The organism is Pacificibacter marinus (genome assembly GCF_018860665.1).
GTDB classification, from domain to species: domain Bacteria; phylum Pseudomonadota; class Alphaproteobacteria; order Rhodobacterales; family Rhodobacteraceae; genus Celeribacter; species Celeribacter marinus_A.
Map to the genome: position 1 here is coordinate 110,644 of NZ_JAHKPK010000038.1, position 21,095 is coordinate 131,738.

General features: G+C 52.5%; 20 protein-coding genes. 10 read left to right on the top strand and 10 right to left on the bottom strand.

Translation table 11 applies throughout. The annotated features are described in order from the left end of the window. The first annotated feature begins 89 nt into the window (after positions 1–89). From KO497_RS11440 to KO497_RS11450, 3 genes are all read left to right on the top strand, one after another. A complete protein-coding gene (locus tag KO497_RS11440; protein ID WP_215944101.1) occupies positions 90–875 on the top strand; it encodes an IclR family transcriptional regulator in 786 nt (261 codons plus the stop codon). A 204-nt stretch (positions 876–1,079) separates the two neighbouring features. After that, positions 1,080–1,628 carry a hypothetical protein gene (locus KO497_RS11445; protein ID WP_215944102.1) on the top strand — a complete coding sequence of 183 codons (549 nt, stop codon included), beginning with the start codon at positions 1,080–1,082 and terminating at the stop codon, positions 1,626–1,628. Between the two features lie 138 nt (positions 1,629–1,766). Continuing rightward, on the top strand, positions 1,767–2,951 hold the full coding sequence (locus KO497_RS11450) for a porin family protein (RefSeq protein WP_215944103.1): 1,185 nt from the start codon (positions 1,767–1,769) through the stop codon (positions 2,949–2,951). A gap of 22 nt (positions 2,952–2,973) precedes the next feature. Here KO497_RS11450 and KO497_RS11455 read toward each other — a convergent pair whose 3' ends face one another. Further along, entirely contained in the window at positions 2,974–4,251 is a 1,278-nt protein-coding gene (locus KO497_RS11455; protein ID WP_215944104.1) for an alpha/beta fold hydrolase, read from the bottom strand. Positions 4,252–4,849: 598 nt separating this feature from the next. Here KO497_RS11455 and KO497_RS11460 point away from each other — a divergent pair. Then, the gene (locus tag KO497_RS11460; protein ID WP_215944105.1) at positions 4,850–5,425 is read left to right on the top strand and encodes a response regulator transcription factor; all 576 of its coding nucleotides are present in this window, start codon (positions 4,850–4,852) and stop codon (positions 5,423–5,425) included. A 298-nt stretch (positions 5,426–5,723) separates the two neighbouring features. Here KO497_RS11460 and KO497_RS11465 read toward each other — a convergent pair whose 3' ends face one another. Beyond that, positions 5,724–6,713, bottom strand: coding sequence for a LacI family DNA-binding transcriptional regulator (locus KO497_RS11465; protein ID WP_215944106.1), 990 nt, complete (start codon positions 6,711–6,713; stop codon positions 5,724–5,726). Between the two features lie 259 nt (positions 6,714–6,972). On the opposite strand from KO497_RS11465, the gene KO497_RS11470 reads away from it, so the two are divergent. From KO497_RS11470 to KO497_RS11490, 5 genes are all read left to right on the top strand, one after another. Next, positions 6,973–9,150: a DUF1989 domain-containing protein gene (locus tag KO497_RS11470; RefSeq protein WP_252729632.1), complete on the top strand. Its 2,178-nt coding sequence runs from the start codon at positions 6,973–6,975 to the stop codon at positions 9,148–9,150. A gap of 25 nt (positions 9,151–9,175) precedes the next feature. Beyond that, positions 9,176–10,153 carry an ABC transporter substrate-binding protein gene (locus tag KO497_RS11475; protein WP_215944107.1) on the top strand — a complete coding sequence of 326 codons (978 nt, stop codon included), beginning with the start codon at positions 9,176–9,178 and terminating at the stop codon, positions 10,151–10,153. 65 nt (positions 10,154–10,218) lie between these two features. Next, a complete protein-coding gene (locus tag KO497_RS11480) occupies positions 10,219–11,268 on the top strand; it encodes a quaternary amine ABC transporter ATP-binding protein (RefSeq protein WP_215944108.1) in 1,050 nt (349 codons plus the stop codon). A 10-nt stretch (positions 11,269–11,278) separates the two neighbouring features. After that, positions 11,279–12,781, top strand: a complete 1,503-nt coding sequence (locus tag KO497_RS11485; RefSeq protein ID WP_215944109.1) for an ABC transporter permease — start codon at positions 11,279–11,281, stop codon at positions 12,779–12,781. 146 nt (positions 12,782–12,927) lie between these two features. Then, a complete protein-coding gene (locus KO497_RS11490) occupies positions 12,928–13,272 on the top strand; it encodes a hypothetical protein (protein WP_215944110.1) in 345 nt (114 codons plus the stop codon). Here the strand turns inward: KO497_RS11490 and KO497_RS11495 are convergent. The 8 genes from KO497_RS11495 to KO497_RS11530 all read right to left on the bottom strand — a co-directional run bounded on the left by KO497_RS11495 (position 13,269) and on the right by KO497_RS11530 (position 20,091). Beyond that, complete coding sequence (locus KO497_RS11495; protein WP_252729642.1) at positions 13,269–14,012, bottom strand: aspartate/glutamate racemase family protein; 744 nt, start codon at positions 14,010–14,012, stop codon at positions 13,269–13,271. The genes KO497_RS11490 and KO497_RS11495 overlap by 4 nt on opposite strands. Beyond that, positions 14,012–14,647 (bottom strand): flavin reductase family protein, encoded by a 636-nt coding sequence (locus KO497_RS11500; protein ID WP_215944112.1) that lies wholly within the window; start codon positions 14,645–14,647, stop codon positions 14,012–14,014. Before KO497_RS11500 ends, KO497_RS11495 begins: the two co-directional genes overlap by 1 nt. Positions 14,648–14,690: 43 nt before the next feature. Further along, complete coding sequence (locus tag KO497_RS11505; RefSeq protein WP_215944113.1) at positions 14,691–15,185, bottom strand: nucleoside deaminase; 495 nt, start codon at positions 15,183–15,185, stop codon at positions 14,691–14,693. A 9-nt stretch (positions 15,186–15,194) separates the two neighbouring features. Continuing rightward, entirely contained in the window at positions 15,195–16,304 is a 1,110-nt protein-coding gene (locus KO497_RS11510) for an ABC transporter ATP-binding protein (RefSeq protein ID WP_215944114.1), read from the bottom strand. Continuing rightward, the gene (locus KO497_RS11515; RefSeq protein ID WP_215944115.1) at positions 16,301–17,095 is read right to left on the bottom strand and encodes an ABC transporter permease; all 795 of its coding nucleotides are present in this window, start codon (positions 17,093–17,095) and stop codon (positions 16,301–16,303) included. The genes KO497_RS11510 and KO497_RS11515 overlap by 4 nt, the downstream gene beginning before the upstream one ends. Beyond that, on the bottom strand, positions 17,092–18,015 hold the full coding sequence (locus KO497_RS11520; RefSeq protein WP_215944116.1) for an ABC transporter permease: 924 nt from the start codon (positions 18,013–18,015) through the stop codon (positions 17,092–17,094). Before KO497_RS11520 ends, KO497_RS11515 begins: the two co-directional genes overlap by 4 nt. Further along, a complete protein-coding gene (locus KO497_RS11525; protein ID WP_215944117.1) occupies positions 18,015–19,139 on the bottom strand; it encodes an ABC transporter substrate-binding protein in 1,125 nt (374 codons plus the stop codon). Before KO497_RS11525 ends, KO497_RS11520 begins: the two co-directional genes overlap by 1 nt. Before the next feature lie 238 nt (positions 19,140–19,377). Continuing rightward, positions 19,378–20,091, bottom strand: a complete 714-nt coding sequence (locus KO497_RS11530; RefSeq protein ID WP_215944118.1) for a GntR family transcriptional regulator — start codon at positions 20,089–20,091, stop codon at positions 19,378–19,380. Between the two features lie 630 nt (positions 20,092–20,721). Here KO497_RS11530 and KO497_RS11535 point away from each other — a divergent pair. Beyond that, positions 20,722–21,095 (top strand): BapA/Bap/LapF family prefix-like domain-containing protein (locus KO497_RS11535; protein WP_215944119.1); only part of this gene is annotated, 374 nt, incomplete at its 3' end.

Genomic DNA, 21,095 nt, shown 5'->3' on the forward strand with positions numbered 1-21,095 from the left:
AGAAGTAGTCTAGGGAGAGGTGACACCCGTGTCGATTTAACGTTACACTAGATGAAACGCAGTTTGTTTGAAAATAGGGTCGTTCCTCCATGTTGAAATTGAATCGTTCGATTGATCGCAGCTTGACTGTTTTGGAAGAGATCCAATCCAACGGGACCTGTTCGCTGGCCTTGTTGGCTGAAAAAACCGGATTGCCCAAACCAACATTGATGAGGATTTGCGCGACATTGGAAAACCGCCGTTGGTTGATCCGAAGGAACAGCGATGGGTGTTATCAACTCGGCTCGGCCTTTCCAAACATCGGCGGCATGCCAGAGCAAATGGATCGGCTCGTTATGGTTGCAAAGGAGTCTATTATTCGTTTGTCCACGCAAACTGGCCTGGGGGTTGATCTGGCTGTCGGCATCGGTGGCGGGCGCACCGAGATTGCCGATTCAACACGTGCCTTCAGGCGACACGGTGTCTATCCAGAGGTCATTGGTTATCGCCCATCTCCAGTGTTTTCCGCGTTAGGTCTGTCTTTTCTTGCGGTTTTGCCTGCTAAAGATCGGGCCAAGGCTTTGCAGGTTCTCGCAGAGAAACTGCCTCGCGAAGAACGTGCTTCCTTGCCTGGGGTCCAGAAGTTGTTGGAACGAAATTTAAAGCGAGGATATGCCGTACGTGCAGATGGGCATTGGGGGCGCGCGGTTGATTATGGCGCTTTACCTTCGGCAATCGCCGTCCCGATCCTCGCCAACACTCATCCTATTGGAGCGATCAATCTTGTGTGGAAGGCGGACCATGCGACAGTCGACGCCGTTGTAAATAAGCATCTTCTGCTTTTACAAAAAACTGCGGCAGCCATTGGCCAAAACTATGCAGAGATCGCCCGCTAGCTTGGGCGTTTCTTAAAACACAGGGCGTTAGCCCAACAGTGAAATACAGTTGCTCAGGGCACCGCAGTGCCCGCTAAAGGTTCTGGCGCGGCTGTAAACCTATAAGTTCCTATAGGTTGCCCAAACTTCGAGATCGTAGAGAGTTTTGCCAATCTTGAACGACCCCGTTTGGGATTCGAACAGCATAAATTAGGAGACACAGTCATGAAACTTTACACTATGGCCGCTTTGGCTGCGGCCACATTGCCTCTGGCCGCCTGTCTGGGAAGCGGAGACAATGAACTTCCAGATAACTATGAAGAAGTGATTTCGCTGTATGAGGCCGTAGAGAACGAAGAACTTGAAGAAGCGTCCGAAGAAATGATGAGCGGGACCGCAACTCTTTCCGGCGCAATCGCTATTTCTGATCTCGGAGAGGATGAAGATCTGGAAGCGATTGGCGAGTTGACCCTGACCGCAAACTTCACAACCGATGAAGTGACAGGGACAGCGGATAATTTTGCACTCTATGACGAAGACACATCCGACCTTGAAGCGTCGTTGACGGGATCATTGGATATCGAGGGTGACATTACTGGCACTTCCATGGGGGCTGGTCTTGAAGGTACTTTGAGTGATGACGAGGATCATGAGGTTTCTCTGTCCATGTATGGTACCTTTTATGATTCCGATGGCGCGCTTGCCGTTGTTGGTGAAGTCGATGGTTTGATTGACGGTGAATACGTCGAGGGCGGTTTTGCTGCGATCGAATAGTAAACTGTGTGTAACGATTGAATATGGTCAAAGTGCTGCGGGGAAACCCGCAGCACTGTCCTGCATAACATAAGAGCGATATGGCCTATGAGGCATCCTTTTCCCTTGCTGCAGATGTGTGTCGCGATATTGGCTTTCATGAGCATCGCAAGCGGCGCGCAGGCAGAGAGTACGCTCTCTCCTCGTGAATCCTATGTCACATTTATGCAACTTGGGCGGGCGGCCTTGACCAAGGAAGCCCCGAAAAAGGCGATTGTTTATTTTTCCAAGGCCCGCAGGATTGCTCCCTCAGATTTGCCTGCGCAACTGTCCTTGGCCGAAGCCTTTGCGCGCAGTGGGCAGGTCCGCAGAGCTGAAGCCTTTTTGCAGTATCTGCTCAAGCGCCCTGAATATGGTCGGTATGAAACACAGTATTTGGCGGCGCTGGCAAAGCTTCAGGCCCGATATCCTTTCGTTGCCTCTGTCAGTTTCGCAGCCTTGCCAAGCACGAATATCAGGAACACCTCATCAGAGACCGTTTTTGATACGCTCATTGGACGTTTTGAAATCGACGACGGTGGCGAAGAAACATCTGGCATTGGGTTCGAAGTGGGTCTGCATGGCAGGTATCGTCATCCGATCGCCGATGGTCTGACATTTGAAATCGGAGCAACACTTAACCGGATATGGTATGACGACCCCGAACTGAGATACTGGCGTGGGCGTGTGACAACAGATATCAAAAAAGTCGGCACACATGGGAGTATTCTCGGCGGCCTGCATTTTGATCGCACCTATTATGCCGAGGTTGAGGGCGATAGTTCTGATCGTATTGCAACGGGCCTGCATGGGCAGTGGTCTCGGTCTTTCACTGGGAAAACTCAGTTCACCTTCAGCGGTGTCGCAGAGTATCGCGATTATCTGGACAAAGATAGCCTGTCTGGCCCCTTTGCCTCAGTGCATTTGGGGTGGAACAAAAGACTTGAAACAGGTGCTATAATTCACCTTGGCGGCACCGTCGAGCGCTCGAAACCTTCTTTAGATTATCATGGGTATTGGGGGGGCACTTTGCGGGGGGGCTATGAAACAAATCTCACCGACACGTTGCGCGCCGGTGTAAACCTAAGTGCCGCAGTGAGGCGATATGACAGTGATTTCGCCGCAGTAGATTATCCACGTCGCGATGAAATCTATCGGTTCGGCTTTACCGTGTCCGACAGTCGGATCAAGATCATGGGAGGGACACCAAAACTGTCCTGTGGTTATAAAATCCAGAACTCAAACATTGCGCTTTACCAATCGGCGTCAACAGATTGCAGGATCGGATGGTCGTATCAATTTTAAACAAAATCACGGGCCAAAAAGGCTAGGATGCTATGTGGCGCAGGCCCTCATCGTTGGTTATTTGTTTGATCAGAGGCTTAAAGTGCTGCGTCAAAACAAGATGACCAGCATTTTCAATCGCTTGGAAACTGGCATCCGGTAAGGTTTGCGCAATTGCCTGAATATCGTGAATGGGACTGATCGGGTCTTCTGTGCCGTGAATGAACGTCACCTGACAGGTTATCTTTTTAAGATCATCAAGCCAGTTGCGTTGCAGATTGGTGAGCTCATCAATAGAGGCAAGGGTGGCATGGTTTGCGATCAGGCGTAGCCATTCAGACAGATGTGGTTTTTGAAAAAGAGTATCCAGACAGGCTGTGTCTGCCACAGATTTCCGATACATATGCAGCAAGCCTTTTTGCGCCAGAATAGGGACGCGGCTGATCGCGTTATAAACCTGCGTCAACCCGGCTATAACCCGTTCATCTCGGCGCAGGCGTTGCGACATTTCGATAAAGAGCGTGCTCTTTTTCGGTTGCTCAACCATCTGAAACAGCTGCGGGGTGGCCGCAAGGACAAGCCGCGACACCATATGCGGATGATGCCGCGCAAAATGTGCCGCCCATGGGACGCCAGCGCTTTCTGCAATACAGATCACAGGTTCATCAGACAGATGTTCTACAGTCTCAGCCAAGGCCTGCGTGAACCTGCTGAGACGTGTTGGAACATCGAAACGATCATCCATTCCGAGAAAATGTCTCGGCACGATCAGCCAACGCAGGTTCTGTGCCTTAAGTAAGTTGATCATGTCATCGTGGAAGACGATAGGGGCCAGCATGCTATGAAAATACAGTACAGGTCGCCCGCGTCGTGCGCCGAATTCCCATACGGGAATATCTGGCCCGTCTCCGACCGAGATCGTCGTCACAGTTACATCTTTGCCGAACTGACGTTTGACCAGAGCTGCCTCAAGGTTTCGATCTTGAAGCGGTAAAATTTCATCAAGAACAGCTGCCGTAATTTCTAGGGATAATTTGCTTAGTAAGCCCGTTTGTGTCTTCGCGCCGAGCTTGTCCAAGATGACCTGACTTTGCTTGCGTTTGGTATCATAAGACGTGCCTAAAAGCGCCGCCGTTGCTTTCAAATCCAGGCCGGTCAGAAGATGGGATAACATCAGATATTCCGACGGGGTGAGCCGTGTTTCCCCTCCATAAGTCGCCAATGAGGCAATCCGTTCGGGATCAATGCGCACGGCGATAAGTGCGACATGGTCAGGAACGTCGCTCCAACGTTCCATGCGGTCATACAAAAAGTAGAGCATATCATTGCTCACGACAAAGGCGCATCCACTCGCAGAGCGCTGCGGCATTCGCATGAAAGAGGGAAAATCATCACCAACATGGGTGACAAGACTGTCGATTTGTCGCTTACCTAGCCGATCATATAGATTGGCAGGCAGTCTGCAGTTGGAGAATTTTCGATAAAAAAAACGCTCACTGCTGGCCTCATCCTGTGGTTGCAGCAAAAGTGAATCTTCCGGTGGTAACGCCAAAGGGTCTTTTTTGAGGACTGTTGATAAGACCTGAATGAACTGCGTTGGAGTGGGCACCGAACTATTCTTCCCGTCATTTTGATCGTCTGTCAGCTTGGCCTGCAAACGGATGAATTTTGATGCAAAATTTTGAAAATTGACATTGCTGGGCGAGCATTTCGCATAAGGATTGAAGTTAATCTTGCGCACTCCCCTTCAAAAAACAAGCCAAAACAAAACCGGAATGATGGGACGCGAACCTTCGGGGCAGCCGTGTACATTCTTTCATTCCCCCCTTTAGGGGGGCGAATGATCAGATCGATGCCTCCTATAGTTCTCGCAACAGTGAGTACAATCCGGCGCATCTATCGAAAGGGCATTGAGGCAAATGACCGACACCACAGTCTCTTTTTTGACCACAGGTGAACACGTCAATTCAGGCGTGGATGATCTCGCCTATTTTGATCTTGATGTTGAAAGGCGGATCATTTCACGCAATGGCGTGGCAACACATTTTTTGAACATGAATCCTCAATATGTCAGGGCTGACGGCGCAGAGGTTTTTGTCGTAAAGCCGGTTCAATCCTTTACTGATGCTTTGCAGGCAGCATGTGATCCTATTCATCCTGTTTCTTCGGTTTTCATACCATACGAAGAAGCTAGGCCTTCGGTTCTCCAAATCAATGTTCTGCCGTTTTACCCCGGTTTGGCGCGTATCGTTTTGTTCTGGATGCGAGCGAATACCGAAACACTTGATGTCCAAGCCCCAGAACTTTCAGTTCGGGAACGCGCTGTTTTAAACCTGTTTGCCGCAGGCTTGCGGCGGGATAGAATCGCGCATGAGTTGAACATTTCTTTGCCAACAGTCGATATGCACAGCCGCAATCTGCGCCGAAAGCTGGCGGCACGAACGACGCCAGAAGCCGTCGCGATCGCCATAAACATGCAGCTTCTTGAGGCCTGAATGATAACGCCGCCGCAGTCAAAATAGGCAAGTCATCATGTCAAGGCGACCAGTCTGCGTTGCCAAGAATGGCACTGGTTTTTTTAAGACGGCAGGGCCTTCACGGCGATGATGTGGGGCAGGCGGGAGATAGCGCCGCGCGCATGCCCTTAGATAGCATGGCGATGCTGGTGACGTTGTTCGACTTAAACCAGTTGGACAAGTCATGTAGATTCTGCGTGACGGTGTGAAACGCACGCAGAGGAGCATTCGTCACTTCGGGTTTTTCTTACAGGTTTAGGGGCGGGCTTACTGTCTGCTAGGTGGACTGCCTTACGATCAATGTCGTATCTATCAGATGTGGCTCTGGTATAATCTGCCGCTCGACCCAATTGGCGACGGCATCAGCGGTCCGAATACCCATTTCAAATGCCGGCAAGTGAATCGTCGTGATGGACGGAAACGCGCTGGCAGAGGATGGCAAGTCATCTATTCCGATCAATGAAATGTCGTTTGGAACTTGAATATTGCGGCGCTGTAGTCCGAACAGCGCTCCAAGTGCCAGAACATCTGAAAGGCATAAGATTGCTGTAATATGAGGGCTGGACTGAAAAAGTGCATCGATCGCCTTACCTGCACCTGCTAAAGTAATCTCTGTTTCATAAGTATGAAGTTCACCCTGTCCATGCAGCCCAGACAAGCGAGCGCGCATCCTATCATGATGCTCGGTTGGCCCATGAAACACTGCAATGTCCTGATGGCCCTTACCGATTAGAAATTCCAATGCTTTACGAGAGGCCGCGGCATTGTCATATCCAATCGTCGGATAGCGATAGTCTGCCTCATAAAAAGAGGTCGCAACCGTTGGTATACGGGTGCGGGTGATCAATTGGTCGAATTCCGGACTATGGGTGATGCCCGAGACGATTAAAGCTTCGGCACCGATATTGATCAATCTTTGCGCCTTTTGCGCCTCGATATCGGGATCGCCATCTGTTGTCGCAACAACCAGAGACAATCCATGCGCGCTGAGCTTTGCCTCTAGGGCTCCTAAAAATCTCGAAAAGATCGCGTTGTCTAAGGTTGGCACCAACGCGCCAATGACGTGGGAACGACCTGAGTTGATAGAGCGCGCCGCGGCACTCGGTACAAAATGCAACGCCTCAATAGCCGCCTGTACGGCTTGGCGAGTCGTCTCCGTCACGAGTTCGGGTGTGTTGAGAACACGTGACACTGTGGCCACAGAGACACCTGATGCTTTAGCAACATCGCGCAGATTGGCTCTCTTTTTGATGCTTTTTTCAGCCATTTTATTGTTTTGTCCTGAGATTATCAAAATAATTACAAATGATATTGACGCATGAAACTAGTATCATCAAGCATGTAACTAGTTTCATTGATGTGAGAAGCTTCAAATTATGTACGGATACAAACTCATACAGGCCTGCGACACAATGGGGCTCATCTCGCCTCGTCGCTCCTTTCCCGGCTTTGCAAAAAATAACTCTGCAAATGTCTACACCATAGCCGCGCGTGAGGTGGTGCACGTCGAGATGGAGGCAGGAGATTTGCTTAGCATTCCAGCTATTATCCATGGCGGTTGCTTACATTTTTCTGCTTTTGACGCGACGGGCCGAAGTGCCTTGCCCCATTTGGGGCTCGAAGCATCACAGGCGCTCGATCTCTCTCAGATCGACGCGCAGGCCCTCGTAGGATGGATTGGCGCGCAAGGTGGCAATCCAACAGATGCAATCCCAGTCGCTGTTTTGAATGATTTTGCAGAGCAGATCGTCCTTCAAGCTCAGGGGAATTTTACACTTTGGATCGCGCACCCGATTGACCGATCAGCCTTGGTGTCTGGCGACAACAGTGGCTCAATTGCCGTCACGCATCAACCCGCAACCCCAAGGCGTCTCAGCTTGCCGCCAGAGCTTGGCGAAGTTCGTGACGAATTTACAATCTCGCGTGGAACAGGCATGGCCTATGAGGTCAAAAAAGGTGAATTTTTCCAGATCATCGATGTGGAAGGGCAGCAGTGCTCTGACTTTGTGGCGTTTCGTGCGGATGGTTTGGATCGCGGTGAAGAGCAGATGATCGACGGCACGGCCTCCCGTTCAATGTCGCGGCAGGCGTTCCCAAGCCCGGGGCTGTTCGACAAGTTTTTCGACCAAGATGTGCGCCCGATGCTGAATGTGATGCAGGACACATGCGGGCGGCATGACACCTTTGGCCTCGCCTGTACGGCACGCGTATATGAGGAGCGTGGGTTTCCCGGGCATGTGAATTGTTCAGACAATATTTCCAACGGGCTAGATCCTTACGGCGTGAAAAAACGATCTGCTTGGCCTGCGATCAACTTTTTCTGGAACACATGGGTGGATCAAAATTCGCATCATTACATGACCGAAGAAAGCTATTCGCGGGCAGGCGATTACGTCGCGATGCGCGCGATGGATGATTTGGTTTGTGCGTCCACGGCTTGCCCAGATGAAATAGACCCCGTGAACGGTTGGAACCCCACAGACATTCATGTGCGCATCTATCGGCCAAGCGCGCCGATCCGGCGCGCTGTTGCTTATCGCGAAAAGGAAAATTCAACTATGGCCATCAGCCAAAATTCAGCGTTCCATGATCGGATCGCGCCTTTGACCAACCATTTTGCGCCGGCACGCGATCTATGGGCGCCGGTGAGTTTTCCGTCGACGGGAATGTTGGGAGAATATTGGGCCTGTCGCGAGGCCGTCACTGTTCAGGATATGAGTGGGCTGCGCAAATACGATGTGGTTGGGCCCGACGCTGAACGGCTTTTGCAAATCGCCACCACGCGCAATGTCGCCAAGCTGGCTGTATGGCGTGGGTCTTATACGCTGATGTGTGATGAGACCGGATCTGTCATTGATGATGGGACGCTGTTCCGTCTTGGTGAGAACTTGTTCCGGTGGTGTTGTGGATCTGAGGAAAGCGGGCGCGTGTTGACGGCCCTTGCAAAGGAACATGATCTTCAAGTGCGCGTTCATGCGCTGCAAAACGCCATGCCAAACCTTGCGATCCAAGGTCCGAAATCGCGTGATCTGCTCAAAAAAATCGTATTCACCCAACCCAATGTCCCGTCTTTGGAGCACCTGAAATGGTTTGGCGCAACAGTCGCCCGTTTGAATGATCGTGACGGCGCGCCCTTCATGTTGTCGCGTTCTGGGTATACGGGCGAATTGGGCTATGAAATTTTTTGCGCAAAGGCAGACGCTTTGGCGATCTGGGATGCCATTTTTGAGGCAGGTGAAGAGTTTGGTGTGGCAGCCATGGGCACAGAAGCGCTTGAGACCATTCGGATCGAAGCGGGGCTTGCTGCCGCAGGTGCAGAATTTGCTTCTGGCGTCGATGCGTTTGAGGCAGGTCTGGGATTTGCAGTCGATATGACAAAAGCAGATTTCACCGGAAAATCAGCCCTTGAACGCAATGCTAAAGACCCCCGCCGCGTCACCAAGGGCTTGCTGCTGAAGGGCGACGACGTCCCATCACATGGCGCGCCTGTTTGGGCTGGCGAACGGCAGGTGGGCGTGGTGACCTCTGCCACGCGCTCTCCCACACTTGAACATGCGATCGCGATCGCTCGGATTTCTGTCGAATATGCCGACAACGATATCCAACTTGAAATTGGCCAACTTGACGGGCGCATGAAGCGTTTGAGCGCCAGTGTCGCAGATATTCCATTCATAGATCCGCAACGTAAGCGGGCACGTGCATAACCAACCAACTCGGAGACTGAACAGCATGAAAAAACTTACGAAGTTTACATTTACATTGGCCATGACACTTTCCGCGGCTCTTGCGAGCACCAGCGCAATGGCACAAGAAAAGGTCATGGTCGGCGAGCCCGGCTGGCCTGGCGCAAAAATCATGGCAAGTATCATCGGCACGGTGATCGAAACCCGCTTGGGTGTTGAGGTCGGCTATGCGCCAGGGACAAATGCGGTGATCTTTGCCTCTATGGATGGGGGACGTGGTGACATCGATATCCATCCCGACGTGTGGCTGCCAAATCAAGCCTCATTTACCAATGAATATGTCGATGACAAAAGCACGGTCAGCCTTTCATCCGGCAGTTATGAGGGCCGAGCGGGTGTGTGTGTGCCGACCTATATGGTTGAAAAGCACAACATCACATCCATTTACGACCTTGCAACGCCGGACGCGCAAACATTGTTTGACTCTGATGGCGATGGCATGGGGGAGATTTGGGTTGGCTCACCGGGCGCGGCCTCTCGTAGCACCTTTGCAGTACGGGTACGCGACTACGGCATTGAGCCATTTCTTTCACCGACAACCGAAGACGAAACCATCTTTTTCTCTCGTTTGAAAGATCTCATCGCAGAGGAAAAAGGGGCCGCATTTTACTGCTACACACCGCACTATGTTCACGCACTCTATGACATCACTATGCTGGAAGAACCTGAACACAATCCAGACACATACGTGATGGTTCAGCCGAACGAAGACGCGGATTGGTATGAAAAATCCCATGTGGACAGTGGTGAAGTCGTCAAAACGGTCACTGTCGCCTATTCCAATTCCCTTATGGATCGCAGCCCCGCCGCCGCGGCCTTTCTCGCCAACATCAATATGGATGCAGAGCAATTGTCTCAACTCACCTACGCGGTTGTCGTGGAAGGCGGGGAGATTTCAGCTGTGGCGTCCAAATGGGTGACTGAACACGGCGATATGGTCGATAGCTGGTTGGGCCTCAACTAAGCCCCTGAACCGAAATCAAGTCCGGCGGCAGGTGTCGCTGGACGTCTCCAATCAAAGGTGACGGGATGACTCAAGAAATAGCAATTGATGCACGCGGCGTTTGGAAGGTCTTCGGCACGCGCGCTGATGAAGCTCTGGCGGCGATTCATGCCGAAGGGCTCAGCAAATCTGAAGTTTTAGAACGTTTTAACTGTGTGGTTGGTGTTGCCGATGCCAACTTTCAAATTGAGCGCGGCGAGCTGTTTTGTGTTATGGGGCTGTCCGGCTCGGGCAAATCCACGCTTGTGCGCCATGTGAACCGGCTGCTCGAACCGACAGCAGGCGAAATCCTTATCGGTGGCGAAGATGTTATGGGTTTGAATGCCCAAGGTCTGCGCGATCTACGCAACCGCCGCGTCGCAATGGTGTTCCAGAATTTTGGTTTGATGCCGCACAGATCTGTGCGCGACAATGTGGCGATGCCTCTTGAAATTCGCGGTACGGGAAAAGCGCGCCGCTGGGAAGAAGCGGATCGCGTGCTTGAACTTGTCGATCTTAAAGGTTGGGAAGACAAATACGCGCATGAGCTGTCGGGTGGTATGCAGCAACGTGTTGGCTTGGCGCGTGCGATTGCCTCCGATCCTGAAATTCTGTTGATGGATGAGCCGTTCTCTGCGCTTGATCCGCTCATCAGAAAACAGCTGCAAGAGCAGTTTATGGCTCTCAGTCGCGAATTGAATAAGACGACCATGTTCATCACCCATGACCTTGATGAAGCCATTCGCATCGGTCACCGCATTGCGATTATGAAAGACGGACGGGTCGTGCAAATTGGCACGCCGGAAGAAATCATTTTAAACCCTGCCGATGACTATGTCGCTGAATTTGTGGCCGGTATTTCAAAACTTCATATGATTTTTGCCCATTCCGTCATGATGCCCGTCGGTCAACATGAAGCAAAGAACGGGCCTGTTCCCGAGGACGCCAAAATCGCGCATCCGCAAATGGATCTGGGCAGTCTGATGAATCTTTGTGTCGAAGGGCATGGAATTGTGGCTGTGGTGAATGATGGCAAAACAGTCGGTGTCATCAACCGCAAAGGTCTCATCCGTGCCATCCAGAAACATCAAGCGTAAGGAATTCGGCATGTCAGAAATACAGCCAGAAACAGCAGTTCGTATCGGCAATTTGGTGGAAGAGTTTGTCGGTCAAAGCGCAACATATTACCGAAAAACATTTGCCTATATGATGCAGGCTCCAGGCTATCGCTTTACGTTCAATTTTGTCGCCGCCTTGCTGGGCCCCGTCTGGTTCGGCGCGCGTGGGCTTTGGTCGTGGTTCTTGGGTTTTGTGCTTTTGGAAACCTTTGCCTTTATCCAGATTGGCACAGGTTTGTTTGGGGATCTTGGGCGCGATGCGCGGATGCGTGCAGAACAAATTGGCGAGACGCTGAATCTGCGCCGCCAACAAATCGAAGTGGCTGAACAAGCAGGGGCCGCTTCAGTGGACGCCTTGAAACGCGCCGCCGAGTCATTGGAAGGGGCCTTTACAAAAGCGCAAGATGCCGCCGCACAAGCAGACGCAAACGGCCTCATTTACGTTTCATTTGGGCTGGCCCTTTTGATCGCTTTCAAACTGATAACAGGGTCGATTGCAAACTGGACCCTTGAAGGGCAATTCGCACGATGGCGTTCAGATGCGTCGGTGGCGAGCGGTTGGTCCGTCACACGCTTTGTCTTTGCGGTCATGATATTTGTCGGTATTGCCGTGATGTCGACAATCAAGTTCGCGCAACCCGATGCCTTCGAAGTGCTTAACGCCTTTCCAACAAATCGAAACTGGCGGTTGAATGTCGGTGACGGCGTGCAAGCCGGATTTGATTGGGTCAAAATCCATGGACGTGGGTTCTTTGATGCGATCACAATCGGCATGCGGACGTTGCTGGATTGGATCGAAGTGGCTCTCGTGCAAACTCCATGGCCGGTCGTCGGATTGGTCATCGTTCTTCTGGCCTATCTCAGTGCGGGGCCGCGGGTGGCTATTTTTACCGGTGCTGCGCTTGCCTATCTGGGATTGCTGGATTTCTGGGAAAAAGCCATGACCACCATCGCTTTACTAGGTGCTGCGGCGTTGATTTCTGTGACATTGGGTGTGCCGCTTGGGATTTTCTGCGCGCGTCGCCCAAGGGCCTTTGCGATCGTGCGCCCGATTTTGGACTTTATGCAATCCATGCCGAGCTTCGTTTACTTGATTCCGGTCGTCGCGTTTATTGGCGCAGGCAAGCCCGCAGGCGTCATTGCCACTATGATCTTTGGCAGCCCGCCCGCCATCCGTTTCACCGTCTTGGGTTTGCAACAAGTGCCCGCAGCCGTCCGAGAAGCCGCGCTCGCCTTTGGCGCTACACCTCGCTATCTTTTGTGGCGTGTTGATTTGCCCTTGGCCTCCAAAACCATCATGGCTGGCGTTAATCAGACGATCTTGATGTCTCTCGCGATGGTGGTTGTCGCCTCGCTCATCGGCGCCAAAGGTCTCGGTGAAGACGTCCTTGAAGCGTTGCAATATGCTGCTGCGGGTCAAGGTCTCTTGGCTGGTCTTGCGATCTTGTTCTGCGCGTTGATCCTTGACCGGATTGTGGCGGGCAAGCCTTGATATGTAAACGCCCTGCGCAGCGATCCGCAATGAACTGAGGGGGGGCGCCAGCCGAGCTCAAGTCTGCTTTGTGTCGTCCTAAGGCGAAGGCAAGAATTGGCTCGGCTGCCCCAGTGCAACAAAATTCGTATGCTGGGGGCGAATAAATGGCTTTCATTCAGGAGCTCCCCAACCGAGAATTTCACATAAACCAAAATCTATCATTTGGATTTGGTATTCGGTTCACAAGACAGGTAGATGCGCGTCACAATCGTGATCCTGAAACGGCAATCATGACAGATGCATTTGAGAGAACTGAGGTGATGAAATGGGTTGTTATCATTGGTGGAGTATATCTGGGTGTTCAACGCGCTAAGGATCTGGACAGCGTAGCCGACGTGATGCTTGTCGAACCGCGTGCTGCCCCCGCTGTTCTTGAGGCGTTTTCCGGCCTAACGAAGCGACCTCGAAACAGGGTCGAAGTTCCCCTTCGCAGTGTTCTTTTAAATTAAAGCATTATGCGGTGGGCTTGGGGGCAAGGCATCTTTGCGTATGGTGCCGCAGATGCTCCAATCGTAGACGTCAGGAATTCTGCGGTCGCGAGTGCTTCTGCCTGCAAAACGGCGCATGTGACACCGTCGATCACCGGCAATCCGTATTGACGTGAAAGAGGCGCGCGCATTTCCACCATGCCCGCGCAACCAAGTATTATGGCCTCAGCACTGTCCTCAGTTTTCGCGCGAGCGATTTCTTGCCTCATTTTGCGCATGGCTGCGTCTGGATTGGTTTCTAATTCTAGAACGGGGCAGTCAATGGCGCGCACGCGTCGGCAGGATTTTCCAACCCCGTAGCGGGCGGCAAGGTCTTCGATATGCGGCACCGCGCGGGGTAGGGTGGTGATGATGGTGAAGCGGGTTGAAAGGATCATTGCGGTTTGAAGCGCAGCTTGGCACAGGCCGATCACGGGGCGCGTGGCGATCTCACGTGCGGCGCTTATGCCCGGATCGTCGAAGCAAGCAATGACATGCGCGCGGGCGCCGTCTCGTTCGGCCTGCGTTATGGCCGCCAACATTGCGGGGATGGCCAGCGCTTGATCGGTTGTCCCCTCTAAGCTCGGCGGTGTGTTCGCGGGATTTTGCACCAATAATCGGGTTGTGGGGCGGGCAGCGGATCTTGCGGCGCGACCGATTGCATCGGTCATGGAGGCCGTCGAATTGGGATTGATCACATGAAGCAAAACGTCTTGGTTCATCACGTTGGGCACTTCGCTTTGGTAAGGAGGACCTCGCGGTCAGGTGCGACCATCTCGAATTGGCGGTTCGCGACGATATAATTGTCGGCATGTAAGCGTGCGATGGGTTGGAATGTTTCGGGGTTGGCATATCGCCCGCCTGGGGCAAAGCAATCGGGGCGAATATGCATCGAGACAATTTCGCCTAAGATGATCGCGCGCTCGGGCCATTCAATCATCCGCTCGACGCGGCACTCCATCGCAACGGGGGCGGTTTCAATCACCGGTGCGCCCGTTTTTTCACCGCAGCGTGACGTCAGCCCCGCAAGCGAAAGCTCATCCACCTCCGGTGGAAAATCCAGACCGCAGATCAACATGGCCTCCGCCATCGGCATGTCGACGATATGGGCTGTGAATTCGCTCGTTGCACGCAGATTGGCCATCGTGTCTTTGGTGCGGCCATCGGGGCGGTCTTGAATGCCAACAGCCACAATCGCTGGGTCATGCGAAAACACGTTGAAAAAACTCATAGGGGCAGCGTTGGCGCGCCCGTTCACATCGCGCGTTGTGATCAGCGCCACAGGGCGTGGGGCCACGAAGTTTGAGAGTAGCCGGTAGCGGTCCTGCGAAGGCAGGGTGCTGAAATCGTAGATCATTTGAAGCTCCAAAGGGCACACGCCCCATAATATAGTTCGGTGTTCAGCCGTTTTGTTGTTGGGCCGCCCATGCGCGCAAAACCTCAACCGCTTCCGCTGACAGGGCTTGCTGGGCAGGCATTTTACGCGCGCTTAAAGGTCTGCCGCATTCATGACGCAGATGGTCTACATCGATCGGGAAGCGGTTTGTCTCAGGCAGGTTTTGAAGGGCTGCATCGCTTTGGCTAAGGTTGGCCGCGTAATACATTTTTGTAATTCCTGCGATGGCCATGGCCGCGACGCAAAGGGCACAGGGTTCACAACTCGTGTAGATTTCACAGCCACGCAGATCGACGGTTTGCAGGGTCTTGCAAGCATCACGGATCGCCTCTGTCTCGCCGTGCGAGGTGGGGTCGAATGTTGCCAAAGATCGGTTAATCCCTTCGCCGACAATTTTGCCATTTTGAACAACGACCGCGCCGAAAGGTTCTGTGCCTTTTGTGTCGAGCGCCTTGGCGGAGAGCGCGATGGCTTGGCGCATGAAAGTTTCTTGATACATCGGTTTTCCTTAGCTAAGGCGCGGCAAAAGCCATGCGTGTTTGGGCGTCCAAGTCATTGCAACGCGGCTGCCGAGATGAACGGGGAAGGTCTCGGCGGCATGTTCCAAGCGCTGCACGCGGAATTCTATGCCCGCATCAGAGGCGATGAAAATAGTTTGAGTGGAGCCGACAAAATCCATGCCCACGACTTCCCCTAAGACGCGTGGTTGATCGGCTGGACTGGCGGCCGTTTCGGGCATCATAGAAATACGATCCGCGCCGATGACCAAGCCTGCATCAGATCCCAAATCGGGGAGGGTTTGCATCGCACCGTTAATTGGCGCGCGCATTGGCCCTTCGGGTGTCTGGATCACGACATCTGTCGCGTCTTTCTCGCGCAGGCTGCCACGTAGCAAGGTGTTCATTCCCATAAATTCGGCGACGAAAGGTGTTTGCGGGGCGCGATAGACTTCGCGCGGCGGGCCGGCTTGCTCGATAACCCCGTCTGACATCACCACGATCCGGTCCGCTAAGGCGAAGGCCTCGGATTGCGAATGGGTAACATAGATAAAAGTGATTTTCAGTTCTCGGTGCAGCCGCGCCAGTTCGGTTTGCAGATGCACGCGCAAATGCGCATCCAGCGCCGATAAAGGCTCATCGAGCAATATGATTGAAGGTTGTGTCACTAAGGCCCGCGCGATTGCAACGCGTTGGCGTTGGCCTCCTGAAAGCTGAGCAACGGCCCGTTTGCCCATGCCGTTCAGGTTCAATCGCTCCAGCCATTCGTTCGCCCGTACGCGTGCAGATTTGGGCGGTACGCCTTTCATGCGCAGTGGGAAGGCCACGTTATCCTCTACCGAAAGGAACGGGAATAATGCGAGGCTTTGCCAGACCATTGGCGTGTCGCGCTCGGCGGCGGAGACCTCAGCCATATCGCGTCCGCCAATGGTGATTTTGCCGCCTGTCGGTGTTTCCAGTCCTGCGATCATACGCAGTGTGGTGGATTTCCCGCAGCCTGACGGCCCCATCAGGGCGACGAATTCGCCTGCTTTGATATCTAGATTGATGCCTTTCACGGCGTGATGGCCTGGATAGCGCATATCGATATCGTGCAGACTGACGTAGCTTTCGGATGTCATCGTGTTTCCTTTCCTGTGCGCGCGAGGCGTTGCGCGATGAGGACCAGCGTCAGGCTGATCGCGAGTACCACGGTGCCGATCGCATTGATCTTTGGGTTTACTTGGCCTTGCAGCATGTTGAGAATCCGCACGGGTAGGGTTTCATGCACGCCGCCGACAAACCATGCGACCATAAATTCATCAAAGGACACTGCCGCAGAGAGAAAAAACGCGGCCATGATCGAGGGGCGACAAAAAGGAAGAACGATCAGCCGGATCGCCTGTGCGCGGCTCGCGCCAAGGTTCCATGCAGCCTGTTCCAAATCGGGACCAAGTTCGGTCAATCGTAGACGGATCAGAGCCATCGCAAAGGACGAGGCTATCACCGTATGGCTGACGATAATTGCGGTCGGGCTGCCGAAAATCGGCGTGCGTGATAGGAATGCCAGCATCGCCATGCCTAGGATCGCAACCGGCACTGCAGGCGGGATGGCTACGGCGATCATCATCGCGCGTTTGCCAAAGAAGTGATAGCGGTAATCCAGATATGCCGCACAAAACCCCAATATTGTCGCAAGCGTTGCCGTTCCAAACCCGACGATGGCGGAGTTGCGCAATGCGGCGATAATCATTGGATCGTTGAGTGCGGCCTTGTGCCACTCAATGCTGAACCCGCCCCAAGGCAGGGTTGGGAAACGATTGGCGTCAAAGCTGAACACGACAATCACCAGCATCGGGGCGGCGATGAACAGCGCAAGGCAGGCGAGATAGATGAAGCTCATCACGGAGCTGAGAGAAAGAGGGCTTTTCATGCTCTGGTCCTTTTCAAAAGCCACTTCACCATTGTCACAATCAGAAAACCCACTGCAGGGAGGGCGAGCATTGTGACGCCAATGACTGAGGCGCGCGGCCATTGTGATCCAGATTTGATTGTATCCACGATGAGGATCGACAAGGTGGGGGGATTGGATCCCGTCAGAAAAACAGGGCTTCCGTAATCGCCAAAGGCGAGTAGAAAAGCCGTGCTACCTGCAAAAATAATGCCTGGCCGAATAGCGGGGATCAGCACGGAGGTGATGAGAGTTGGCCCTTTGCATCCAAGATTTCGCGCGGCGTCGATAATATCGCGATCAAGGCCGAGCAGTGCGAATGTCAGGATTAATGTTACGGCCGGAAGTGTCAGCGTCATATACCCGATCTGCAACGACAATGCGCCGCCAAGAAGGTTTAGCGAAGAAACACCCGCCGCGGTCAGCAGGCTGTTTATAATACCCTGTGGAGAGAGAATGACCTGCCATGCGTAGACTTTGAGAATATAGCTCGAAAATATGGGCAGGATCAAAAACGCAATCCAACGGTCCCGCGCACGCGGCGAAAGGCGCAACGCGATGGTTTGGGCGGCAGGCCATGCCAAGACCAGCGCCAGAACAGTCGCAATGGCGGCGACGCTGAAAGTATGCACAAAGGCCCGCTGAAACGCATTGGATCCGAGCATCCGTTCCCAATTGTCGAGAACAAAGGCAGGTTGCAGGCGATAGTTGCGCACCTGCCAGAATGTGACCACCCCCAGAAAGCCCAGCGGCAGAACAAAGAAGCAAATTTGCCAAAGCGCAAGGGGCAACCCCAGCACGAGCGGCCCGATTGCCGCTTTGATGGTTTTTCCAGTCATCGATTGAAGGCGGCCGCGTTGCTGCGGCTGCCTTGCACTGGTGGGGGTGAGCGGTATTGTCATCAGGCGCTCTTAAAATCGGACCAGATATCGTTCCAATCTTCAATCGGTTGTAACGAAGGTAATTGGCGATAATGAATACGCCCCTTTTTATATTCTTCCATCACGTTGGGCTGATCGAACTGCATCCGCAGGATTTCGGCTTCTTTTGGCATTGTGTCGTTCAACAATTTCCACCCCGCAACTGAGGGAATGGATTTTTTATTGTCGACCTTTGTAGCCTGCAGAACCTGACCGCGTGGCGAAGTGGTGTATTGGATGAACTTCCGCGCCAGATCACGTTTTTTGGTGCCTTTAAGGATCGAGAGACTTTCGGTCCACTGCAGGCCGCCTTCTTCTGGCAGTACTGTATCCACAGGGGCGCCGTCCATGCGAAGACCCAGAGTGATCCATTCCCCAATGCCAGGGATCATATGCGCCTGTCCATTGCGCAAGCTCGAGAAGATATCGGCAATCGTATAGAAACCTGATGCTTGATCGCGCAGCGAGAACAGTTTGTCCTTCATCGCTTCAAAGCCGTCTTCAGACAGGTCAAACGGAGGCGTGTTGCCTGCTGATAGGCTAACGCAGCCCATTGAGGGCAGATACCAATCCAAAAATCCAACTTTACCTTTCGCCTTATCCGACCACATCACGTCATAGGACGCGACTTCTTCAGGCTGGTAGAGATCGGTGTTGTAAGACAGACCAAGATAGCCGAAATCCGTCATCACCCCGTAGAGCTTGTCATCGAACCAATGCAGGGGGAATTTCTGGAATTCAGGAAAAAAGTCGTTCAGCGGATAGTCAGCTGGATCGAGCTCTTCAAGATAGTCAGCGTCCTTCAAAAGATGCATGTATTCGGCATCCGCCATCACCATATCGAATGAACCGGGAGGCGATTGGTTGAGCACTGCCAGCATTTGATCGCCACCGACATACTCTTTGATCATGATTTTACAGTTGTTCTCTTTCTCGAATTCGGAAACGAGATATGGGTCTGCATTGCCGGGCCATGAGAGGTAATTAAGCACCTCAGGCTCCTGTGCGAAAGCGGGGGACCATTGTGATGTGGCGGCAAGGGCAGAGGCGGCGGCTCCAGCGCTCAGAAAACCGCGGCGGCTCAGGTCGGTTGGGCGAAATGGCATTTCGGAAAACTCCTGTCGGGTTGGTTGCATAGGAACTGCATGCACCAACTTTCTCGTTTTCCTGTTTTGAAATGTAATTTTTGTGGAAATTTATGACCTAATTATAGGGTTGATTGCAGTTTAGGCGGTTTAATTGTGGGTTTGTCTGTAAAATGTGCGAATTGTGCATGCTTAAATGGATGCTATTGAGTGCGATCTTTTAAATTATTGTATGCAATTTGCGGAGAAATGGAATCATTTATCGAAGGAGGTCAGCGAAACTCGACAAAACATCCTGTAGGCTTTCCGTTTTGCGGGGTTCCAGAAGTGCTCGTCCTGCCACTTCATCTAAGTGGTGCTCCATCAAAGAGGAGGTTCTTTCTACATCGCCTGCGATTAGGGCTTCGATAATCTGGCGATGCTCCTCAATACCGCAATCCACCGAATGGGGGCGACCATACATCGCCAACACTAGCGAACAGCGCGAGATTGTTTCCGTGAGATATCGGATCAAGAGTTGGTTGCCGGTCATTTCCACAAGCTTGAGATGGAATTCACCCGCAAGCCGTATGGCTTCGGCGTCATTTTGGGCCGCAGCAAGCTCCTCTTGTTGTAGCATGTGTTCTAGCGTCGCAATCTGCTGTGTCGACAAATTACCAGCCAGATGTCGTACGACCATACGTTCCAGACCTTGGCGCACAACGAACACATCGCGGCCTTCATCCAGTGAAGGGTTTGCGACAAATGCACCTCGATTGGGCTGCAATTCAACCAGTCCTTCAACCGCTAGGCGTTGTAATGCCTCGCGAGCAATCGTCCGACTGGTGCCGAACGATTCCCCGATCGTGTCCTCTGGCAGCCGGATGCCGGGGGCAAGACGTTGCTCGATGATCGCCTGTCTCAAGGCAACTTGAACTTTAACGGTCCGGCTTTGAGTCTTGTTTCGTTCGGGAGATTTTTGCGGCGTGGACATATTTGTTATCTCTTGTCTTAATGGTTGTACGCAATCTTTAAGGGAATTTGTGAACAGTTTCTATGTCTATGGTGAGTTGCACCCCATTTATTGGACAGGGTTTGATGTAACTTTAGCAATGCTTTGCGCGTGCTGATCAGGTCGTTTGGTTTTTGCCTATAAATCAGCAGGCGGTTCGCTGCCACGAGAAGAACGCGGCGGCTCGTGATTGTTGGCCTCCATCCATATTTTGAAGCCTATCTTCGCCCCTGAACCGTATTCATGATCACGGGCAAACCAAGTGCGCGATTAATGACTGGATTATGGTCTATAAAACTGAATGTCCTCACATGGCTGAAGAAACCAAACCGTATTACATCTTAGCTCGGCCGCAAAATGTCATCAAAAGCAGAGCCTCTTCACATTTCAGATGAGGCGCGCCTCTCATTGGACTGAAGGCGAATGCATAATATTTAGGACCATCCGCGTGTAAGGGAAAATTTGATTATCTAGGGCTAAAGTTTGCATTGATTAATCCTTTAGGTTTGGTACTAATATCCAAAGTATGTATTTGGCCGATTGTATCAGAGAGATTTGGGGCAGTTTGGCTGTGAGACGCAAACACTTCGCTACAATGGAAGCAGGAACGCTATGCAAACCACCCGACTTTTAGCAAAATCAGCAAGTGATATTCGCATTGATGCTGTCGCATCTGATATCAATCGTTATTTTAAAACCTCTGAAAACCTTATCGTTGAACTTAATTCAGGGGATCGAATTGTCGTCGAAAACTTTTTCGCCAAGGGTCCGTCTGGCGAGGTGAGCCGTCTTGTGTTTTCTGACGGAGCTGTATCTGCAGTGACTGGGGAGTCCGATGTGATCGCGCATACTGGCTTAGGGGCTGGTATGGCGTCTCAAGAGGCTATTTTGGCTGCAGGCGGGATTGGGTTTGCTGGACTTGTCGCTGCTTCATCCGCCTCCGGAGATACCGGAGACACAGGCGAAACCGGTGACACAGGCGATAC

What these genes read in the sequence shown, in the direction of transcription:
- KO497_RS11475 (WP_215944107.1), top strand. Translation starts at nt 9,176, where the DNA reads ATGAAAAAACTTACGAAGTTTACATTTACATTGGCCATGACACTTTCC.
- KO497_RS11465 (WP_215944106.1), bottom strand. Translation starts at nt 6,713, where the DNA reads ATGGCTGAAAAAAGCATCAAAAAGAGAGCCAATCTGCGCGATGTTGCT.
- KO497_RS11505 (WP_215944113.1), bottom strand. Translation starts at nt 15,185, where the DNA reads ATGTATCAAGAAACTTTCATGCGCCAAGCCATCGCGCTCTCCGCCAAG.
- KO497_RS11480 (WP_215944108.1), top strand. Translation starts at nt 10,219, where the DNA reads ATGACTCAAGAAATAGCAATTGATGCACGCGGCGTTTGGAAGGTCTTC.
- KO497_RS11485 (WP_215944109.1), top strand. Translation starts at nt 11,279, where the DNA reads ATGTCAGAAATACAGCCAGAAACAGCAGTTCGTATCGGCAATTTGGTG.
- KO497_RS11500 (WP_215944112.1), bottom strand. Translation starts at nt 14,647, where the DNA reads ATGATCTACGATTTCAGCACCCTGCCTTCGCAGGACCGCTACCGGCTA.
- KO497_RS11520 (WP_215944116.1), bottom strand. Translation starts at nt 18,015, where the DNA reads ATGACAATACCGCTCACCCCCACCAGTGCAAGGCAGCCGCAGCAACGC.
- KO497_RS11490 (WP_215944110.1), top strand. Translation starts at nt 12,928, where the DNA reads ATGGCTTTCATTCAGGAGCTCCCCAACCGAGAATTTCACATAAACCAA.
- KO497_RS11515 (WP_215944115.1), bottom strand. Translation starts at nt 17,095, where the DNA reads ATGAAAAGCCCTCTTTCTCTCAGCTCCGTGATGAGCTTCATCTATCTC.
- KO497_RS11445 (WP_215944102.1), top strand. Translation starts at nt 1,080, where the DNA reads ATGAAACTTTACACTATGGCCGCTTTGGCTGCGGCCACATTGCCTCTG.
- KO497_RS11510 (WP_215944114.1), bottom strand. Translation starts at nt 16,304, where the DNA reads ATGACATCCGAAAGCTACGTCAGTCTGCACGATATCGATATGCGCTAT.
- KO497_RS11455 (WP_215944104.1), bottom strand. Translation starts at nt 4,251, where the DNA reads ATGCTCTACTTTTTGTATGACCGCATGGAACGTTGGAGCGACGTTCCT.
- KO497_RS11440 (WP_215944101.1), top strand. Translation starts at nt 90, where the DNA reads ATGTTGAAATTGAATCGTTCGATTGATCGCAGCTTGACTGTTTTGGAA.
- KO497_RS11525 (WP_215944117.1), bottom strand. Translation starts at nt 19,139, where the DNA reads ATGCCATTTCGCCCAACCGACCTGAGCCGCCGCGGTTTTCTGAGCGCT.
- KO497_RS11450 (WP_215944103.1), top strand. Translation starts at nt 1,767, where the DNA reads ATGAGCATCGCAAGCGGCGCGCAGGCAGAGAGTACGCTCTCTCCTCGT.
- KO497_RS11495 (WP_252729642.1), bottom strand. Translation starts at nt 14,012, where the DNA reads ATGAACCAAGACGTTTTGCTTCATGTGATCAATCCCAATTCGACGGCC.
- KO497_RS11460 (WP_215944105.1), top strand. Translation starts at nt 4,850, where the DNA reads ATGACCGACACCACAGTCTCTTTTTTGACCACAGGTGAACACGTCAAT.
- KO497_RS11530 (WP_215944118.1), bottom strand. Translation starts at nt 20,091, where the DNA reads ATGTCCACGCCGCAAAAATCTCCCGAACGAAACAAGACTCAAAGCCGG.